General features: G+C 57.4%; 5 protein-coding genes. 3 read left to right on the forward strand and 2 right to left on the reverse strand.

The annotated features are described in order from the left end of the window. The 3 genes from VMU57_RS17295 to VMU57_RS17305 form a co-directional block, all read left to right on the forward strand. Positions 1–1290: hypothetical protein (locus tag VMU57_RS17295; RefSeq protein ID WP_325385678.1), on the forward strand; the 1290-nt coding region annotated here is incomplete at its 5' end. A 180-nt stretch (positions 1291–1470) separates the two neighbouring features. Beyond that, a complete protein-coding gene (locus VMU57_RS17300; protein WP_325385680.1) occupies positions 1471–3384 on the forward strand; it encodes an ATP-dependent nuclease in 1914 nt (637 codons plus the stop codon). After that, positions 3381–5318 (forward strand): ATP-dependent helicase, encoded by a 1938-nt coding sequence (locus VMU57_RS17305; RefSeq protein WP_325385682.1) that lies wholly within the window; start codon positions 3381–3383, stop codon positions 5316–5318. The genes VMU57_RS17300 and VMU57_RS17305 overlap by 4 nt, the downstream gene beginning before the upstream one ends. A 54-nt stretch (positions 5319–5372) precedes the next feature. On the opposite strand, the gene VMU57_RS17310 is transcribed toward VMU57_RS17305, so the two are convergent. Both VMU57_RS17310 and VMU57_RS17315 read right to left on the reverse strand, forming a co-directional pair. Continuing rightward, entirely contained in the window at positions 5373–5714 is a 342-nt protein-coding gene (locus VMU57_RS17310) for a hypothetical protein (protein ID WP_325385684.1), read from the reverse strand. Continuing rightward, a partial coding sequence (locus tag VMU57_RS17315) for a 3'-5' exonuclease (RefSeq protein ID WP_325385686.1) occupies positions 5695–7646 on the reverse strand: 1952 nt, incomplete at its 5' end. The genes VMU57_RS17310 and VMU57_RS17315, both read right to left, overlap by 20 nt.

Genomic DNA, 7646 nt, shown 5'->3' on the forward strand with positions numbered 1-7646 from the left:
ACCCGCGCCAACCTGCGTCGGGAGATGGAAGACCGGAAGGGGCGGTTCAACGATCAAAACGAGGTGCGCGGCAAGCTGGCCGAAGTGCTGCGCAAGCTCGTGCCCGGAGCCTCATTCTTTGAGGGTAGTCACATCTTCACGCCGCACGCAGACGTGCCCGATGACGGGGCACTGCGCTTAGTGGTTTTTTCGCCGGAAAAGTTTTACAGCAAGCAGGAGATGCGCATCGCCTCCGAAGAGGTGCTGGAATTTGTCCGCAATCACGGCCAAAAGCCGCGATACCGTGGGAATAGGCTTATTTTCATTGCCCCAGATCATGCCTCATTGACCCGCGTGCGCGATTGTGTACGCACGGCCCTTGCATGGAACTCCATCGTCGAGGACGTTAAAGGCAAACGACTGAATATTGACGGCCTTCAGGAGGAGCAAGCGAAGAAGGAACTCCAGTCCGCTGAGGACGTGCTGCCTCGGGTAGCACGAGAGTGCTACAAGTGGCTCCTATGCCCCGTGCAGGCCACACCTGCGGATCGCCAGCTCACGATTGAAGCATTCCCGCTGAACACCAGTGGCTCAGCTCTGGGTGCCGAAATCCAGCGGGTGTGTCACGACAATGAGCTGGTTATCAGTGCTTGGTCTCCGATACATTTGCGCGACACGCTGAAGAAGCTCTATTGGAAAGTTGGCAAGGACGCGGTTGGTGCAACGGCCTTCTGGGAGGACATGCAGCGCTACCTTTACCTGCCACGCCTCAATGGCCGCGACGTGCTGGAACAGGCCATCATTAAGGGCGCGGGGAGCAAGGATTTCTTCGGCACTGCATACGGTCAGACCGGCGATGTTTTTGAGGGATTTAAATTCGGTGACGCCAATGTTCAATTCGACGACACGCTGCTGCTGATCGAGCCAGAAGTTGCGAAGCGATATGAAGCAAACTTACCCGTAGACGTGAAACCCAATCCTGGGATTGTTCCGCCGACGACAGGAGCGCCTGATAGTCGGTCTGTGCCTTCGCAATCCCCGATGGGTGGAGCAAGCTCCGTTCCTGCGACAGGCACGGGGAAAGCGAAGTCTTTCTATGGTTCTGTGGAAGTGAACCCGGCGACGGCGAAAATGCGGCTCGTGCAGCTGGCAGACGAAATTATCAGCAATCTCGCCTCCGATCCCCAAGCTGAACTCAAGATCACAGTGGAAATCACTGCCGATTTCCCAAACGGTGGCACTGACCAGATCAAGCGCGCAGTGTCAGAGAATGCAAAGAGTCTGGGATTCAAAACCTCGACCTGGGAATGAGGTACTCGTCTCGTTGGCCTCGTCGGATCGTCGGTTCGCGTCAATCTGGGAATCGAAGCGGAGATTCCCGAAGGCACGTCCGAAAAATGGTGCGAGGACGGTTAAGAAGAACAGTCGAACGCTGGAATTCACGAGCAATAGCACCTTCGATATGGAGAAGAGCAACGTCACGGTGATGCCATGAGAATCACATCCCTGCGGATTGAAAATTTCCGCTCCATTAAAGCCCTCGATATAGAGCTTGGGGAGACAACCGTCTTTATCGGCCCGAATAATGCAGGAAAGACCGCCATCCTCGACGCGGTGCGTATTGCTCTTACGAGGCGATGGGGACAGCGCGGGACTGGCTTCACGGAGTATGACGTTCACCTAGCGCACGAGAACGATGACCCGAAGGCCTCGGCGGGCATTGCTATCGAGCTGCGTGCTGAAGAGGCGGCTCCGCACGAATGGCCGGATGAGATAGTACAGGCGGTTGACGAAATCGTTCAAACAGACCCCACGACAGGAAAAAACTCCATCACTCTGCGTGTGACCTGCGCGTGGAGCGCCGCAGAGGGCTGTTTTCAGCCTGCATGGGCGTTCTTGAATGCCGCCCGTCAACCGCTAATTGCGGGTTCTGCCCGCAGACTGAATCTAGAGCGATTCTGGCAGTACGTTCCCGTGTTTTATCTCAGTGCACTTCGAGACGCGGACGATGAGTTCTCGGCGCGATCACAGTTTTGGGGACGCCTGCTGAAAGCAGTGGAGATACCACCGGCTTTGGAAGGACGCGTCCAAAAGGTACTCGATCTTCTGAATAAGAAGCTGTTGCGCGCCGATCCACGGCTGGCGCAAATCGCGAATACTCTCTCCGGGGCCACGCGTGTGGCGGCACGTGACCGGGATGGGCAAGTCGATCTAAGACTGGTTCCATTGAAGTCCTGGGACCTCCTGTCTAAGGCCGAGATCATCTTGCGGAATGAGCCGCACTGGCCATGGCTCCCGCTACAGAGGCATGGGCAGGGCGTCCAAAGCCTTGCGGTAATTTTCTTGTTCCAAGCCTTTGTCGAGCATCTGCTTGCAGAGCTATACGAGCCAGAAAGTACACCTGTGCTCGCGCTTGAAGAACCCGAAACGCACCTGCACCCGCAAGCGGCGCGGACGCTATGGACACACGTGAGTGCGCTACCCGGACAGAAGATCATTACGACACATTCACCTTATTTCGTCCAGCGTGTGCCTTTCCGAGACCTTCGGCTGGTGCAGCTTACGGAGAACGGAACGGAAATACGCTGGCTTCCGCCTAGCTTCTCGGCGCGAGTGCCGCATGTGCCTGCGCTGGATGCAGTCGTGGCGGGGACGGGCGGGCTTCTTGCTTATGACCGGGCGGCGCGAACGCTCACCGTAGGCGGAAAGCTTGAAGTAGCCACCTACCGGGATTTACTCACATGCTATGGAACTCATGCGGAAAGGGCAGTGATTCAAGGCGTGCTCCGAGAGCTACGCGAAAAGTCCCTTTTGTACATGTCGGATCACGAGCTGCGTGCATTGGAAACATTCGCCCGCCGAATACGTGGGGAGATATTTTTTGCCAGACGATGGCTGATTGTGGAAGGGCAAGGCGAATATCTGATTGTTCATGCCCTGGCCCGCGCCCTCGGCTACGATCTTGACGAACACGGCGTCTCAGTAATTGACGCTGTGAACAATGGCCATCCCGCAACTTTTGCAGCCTTGGCGAGGGCGCTTGGAATTCCGTGGATGGCGGTTTTTGACGGCGATCCTGCCGGGGTAGGCTACGTGCGCGCCATTTCGGCGCGGGAGTTCACCGCAGCGCACGTGGCCCAGCGTTGCAACACGCTGCCTGCGGGGACATTGGAGCAGCAACTCCTGGCGGATGGCCTTGAACCAGAACTCCGGGCGGTGCTTCAAAGCATTGGGGAAGCGAACGCCCTCACGGTTGATCGGGCGGGGCTTGAGAGATGCCTCGACGATAATAAAACGCGCTATGCAGCGGAGCTTTCTGCTCGCATCGCTGCCGATGCGACTTTGGCCCCACGCATGCCGCAGGCTTTCCGGGATGCCATTACGGGCCTGAGAGGCCTCATATGACGGACAGCCCTCTTGAATCTGCTTTACTGAAGCTCACTGATATACAGCGGCAAGCTGTTGAATGGGACCAGGGTCCCTTGCTGGTTTTGGCGGGGCCGGGCTCGGGAAAGACTCAGGTGCTTACTTGCCGCATCGCGCGGTTGCTGGATAGAGCGAGAGACCAGAATTTCCGCGTGCTGGCACTGACCTTCACCAATAAGGCCGCCGATGAAATGAAAGGCCGAGTGGCGGGGTTTGTTCCTGGTCTGGAAGACCGAGCCACCATCGGCACTGTTCACAGCTTCTGCGGGCAAATCCTAAGGCAGCACGGCGTACACTTGGGGATAAACCCTGACTTCGCGATTTACTCAGCCGATGATGATCGGAAAGCGGTTCTGGAAGACGCTTTACAGCGCGCGCGGTCTGAAGGAAAACAGGCAAGCCCCGACGACGTGAAATACTTGGCCCTTATAGATCGGCTGAAATCAAAGCTTATCGAACCAGCGGCAGCCGGGGCTGCGCTAGCGAGTCTGGACGACGCCAAAAGGGTCGTGGCAACGTATCAGCTCTATGAAGACGAACTGCGCCGCGTCAATGCCTTGGATTTTAATTCCCTGATCTTTGAAGCGTATCGTCTTGTCAAGACTTACCCGGCGATTGCCTCACGGTATCGGAGGTCGTACCCGCATTGGCTCATTGATGAATTCCAGGACACGAACAGCGCACAGTACCAGCTTGTGCGCACTCTGGCGGGAGACGGGTTCCGCAGTATCTTTGCGGTGGCCGATGATGATCAGATAATTTATGGATGGAACGGCGCAAGCTACAAGCAGATTCAATCTTTCCTGGCCGATTTTTCTGCCCAGTTGATCCAGTTGCCGACCAACTACCGTTGTCCGGCGGCCATTGTTGAAGCTGCAAACCGTCTCGTGGTGTACAACGCGCAGCGGACGAGCACAAAAAAGCCCCTTATTGCAGGCAAGACGGAACTGAAGTATCCGCCGTCAGAGCATATTCAGCTTCGGGTCTTCGATACGGATGAAGAGGAAGCGGCGGGCATTGCCCAGGAGATTGCGGGGCGCGATCGTTCCCTATGGGGACAAGCAGCGGTTTTGGCCCGGACGAGAGCGCTTTTGGATCGCATGCATAAAGCGTTGCAGCAACGCGAAGTGCCTTCCGTAATCGCTCAACGCCGGGACAATTTTCTATCTGCGGAATTTCGGTGGCTCGCCGCCTCACTTCGCCAGATCGCGCGTCCCTTGGACCGCCGAAACGTGGCTGTTCTGGTCGAGGCATTTAACCGTTTAGCGGACTCTGCCGTTTCAGTGGAACAGGTCATTACGGATGCCGAGACAACAGGGCGCGCCTACCTTGTTACTTGGCTAGAAACGGCAGGCGCGCAAAAAGGTATTCGAGCCACCGAGACGAATCTCCTGACACTGCTTTTACCGTGCGCCACCGACCCATCGGGTGTTAAACCGGCTATCGAAGCCATTCTTGGAGAGTTCGGAAAGAAGCTCGTCGGCCCTGCCGCAGATTCCGATCTTGGAGAAGACATGGCCGCATGGAAGGAACTGAGTCGGGATATAGCGGGCCACATCGGAAAGAATGCGCCGCTGGACCAGTTCTTGCAGGAACTTCAGTTGCGGTCAAAGGAGCCTTCGCCAAAACCAGATACCGTCACCCTCATGACCATCCACGGGGCAAAAGGAAGAGAATTCGACTACGTGTACGTGGTCGGCCTGGCCGAAGACGTGATGCCTTCGTTCCAAAGCAGGCAAAAAGGGGACCTCAGCCCAGAAATGGAAGAGGAACGGCGTAATTGTTTCGTTGCAATCACTCGCACCAAGGAATGCCTCGTGCTCAGCAGCGCGGAAAGCTACCGAGGCTGGCGGAAGACACCTTCTCGCTTTCTAGTCGAGATGGGATTAGTGAACGCGGACGAGGAGACTTGATCTCAAATCGCAGCCCGCTCGACACTACCCAATAGCTCACTTAAGCTCTCGACACTATCCAAGAGCCGCGCGCCACAATCCCGTCACAGGCTGGGGAACTGCCGGTGCCATGCGGGCGATAGTATTGCTCTGCATCACCACCGTATATGCGCCTACATAAGCGCCAGCCGCCACAATCGACAGATCGCACACCTGTGCGTAGTCTTCAACACGTCCTAGCACCCACGCCTCGCCAAGGATTCGCGCATTATCGCGCACCACTCCCCCAGGGCCGTACACCTGTGGAACATCGTGGACCCAGGCGTCGCCCTCATGACAGAGGTTCCGGGGACCGACGGCTGCTCGGACAAAGTGGACGGGCTTTCCTATGCTCGGGTCAAATCGAAATCCGCTCAACTCGGTTAGAGGTTAGAAAGACGACAAGCCCGAGCTGTGCTCCGGTCGCCGCTAGATAGTCGCGGACTTGCGCACGATAGATATCGATCTGGCCGGGCGTGGGATCGACATCGCTCTTCCAGTCGATGACCACCTCGACGTGTCCCCTTTCGTCGGAAGCAACCGCGTCGGCGATACCAATGGTAAGAGACATTTTTTGACTGACCTGGACGCCAGCATAAACCCGGAATTCAGGCTGAAGGCGTGGGCGAAGTGCGGCAACGTCCGGAAGTTGGAGCGCACGATTGACAGCGGAGGCCATCTCACTGCTTGAGAAACCCTTGGCGGCATCTTCGGTATCCATAAGCCCCAGTTGCGCGAGGAGTTCGGCGGCTCGTGCTTGGAGCGCGGCCACTTTCTGATCTGTCTCTCTCGTGAGCACTTCTTCCAGTAGCTTATGCAAAATTACCCCACGCTCGCGCCCACCCTGGATCTCTTTTATTTCGTCGTCCTCCTTCGGCAATCGTTCCAGAGGGGCCTCTGGCCCCACGAATATCTCCTCAGACGCTTCTACGGAACTGTCAGGCCCCTCGTGGCGGCTAGGTTGGTGCCATCCGATTCGACGCTCCGACGCTGCAATTATCGCCGCTTCGCGTTCCCAGGTTGCGAGATCCTGGACATTTACGATGCTTTCGGCGGAACGGGCCAGTGACCCGTTGAAGTTTGTCAGATCAAGGAGGGGAAGCGAATCGATGTCGAGTGTGACCAGGCTGAGCCAGTCGCCGGGGATTCGTTCAGTCTGCCGCGGCAGAAGGAGGAGGTCACGCGCACGGGTTAGCGCGACGTACCAAAGCCGCACGCGCTCGCGGCGCTGCGCTTCCTTCTCTGCCTGAGCGACGGTGTCATAATCGAGGCTCGGAAAATCAAAAACCCTGAAGTGCACGGTATCGTCAAGGCGCCTGTACAGAAAATGAGTGTCTGACCAGAGCGAAGTCGTTGAGTTGATAGGGATGACGATTGGCCATTCGAGCCCCTTGGCCGAGTGGATCGTGATGAGAGACACCGCGTTCGCTTCAGCATCGGGGCGTCCCTCGGTCTGAGCATCCTCATCCGACCAACGCTCCCATAATGCGCGGGCAAAATCAGCGATGCCACGCGCGGCGTATGCTCGTGCCATCTCCAGCACAAGTTCGACGTTAGCGAGCGCCCGCTCGGCTCCACGTGGATGGCGCGCACTTAGAATTGGGCGGACTTGGAGTTCCTCCACCGCCTCGGCAAGAAGCTGGTAAGGAGTTGTGCGGCGGGCTTTGCGGGCTAGATTTTGCAAGACCAGCATGGTTGGCTTTAGAACCGGATTATTGATGCGGGTCGGATCTGTCCAGAGGTGGAACCGTTCTGTGGTCCCAGCCCCGTTTTGCAGCGAGGCGATTTCATCGGCTATCTCTTCCTCTGTAAGTCCAACCAGCGGCCCGCGCAATAATGCACCGAGCGCAAACGTGTCACGACGATCGGCAATCGCTCTCGCGACCGCGATCAGGTCCTGGACCTCCTGGCGGCGGAAGAAGCCTTTTCCCGCTTGAGTAGCGATCGGGATCTCACGCGCTTCGAGTGCGCGTTCGTAAATCCAAAGGCTGGTACCGGTCGGAGCGAGGAGCGCGATGTCGCCCGCGCGCGCGGGACGGAATCTGTGCAAGTCGGTGTCCCAAACCGGGTAGGCACCGATGAGACGCCGCAGGATAGCCGCGACAATTTCTGCTTCCTGCTGACGCACTAAATCGACTACTAAATCGTCTCTAGGATTCCGCTGTTGGTCATCGAGCGCAATCTCAAAGGCGGCAACGCTCGGCTCGGTGCCGCGAGCGCGCACGGGAGTCAGAGCCGTAAACCCCGGCTGCCCCTGAGATCCATCAAGCATGCTGGAGAAATGGGAGTTGATGAAATCCAGGATAGGGG

The sequence above is a fragment of the Edaphobacter sp. genome (genome assembly GCF_035532915.1).
In the GTDB taxonomy this organism is placed as follows: Bacteria; Acidobacteriota; Terriglobia; order Terriglobales; family Acidobacteriaceae; genus Edaphobacter.

Coding starts and splice junctions, on each gene's coding strand:
- VMU57_RS17300 (WP_325385680.1), top strand. CDS start 1,471: ATGAGAATCACATCCCTGCGGATTGAAAATTTCCGCTCCATTAAAGCC.
- VMU57_RS17305 (WP_325385682.1), top strand. CDS start 3,381: ATGACGGACAGCCCTCTTGAATCTGCTTTACTGAAGCTCACTGATATA.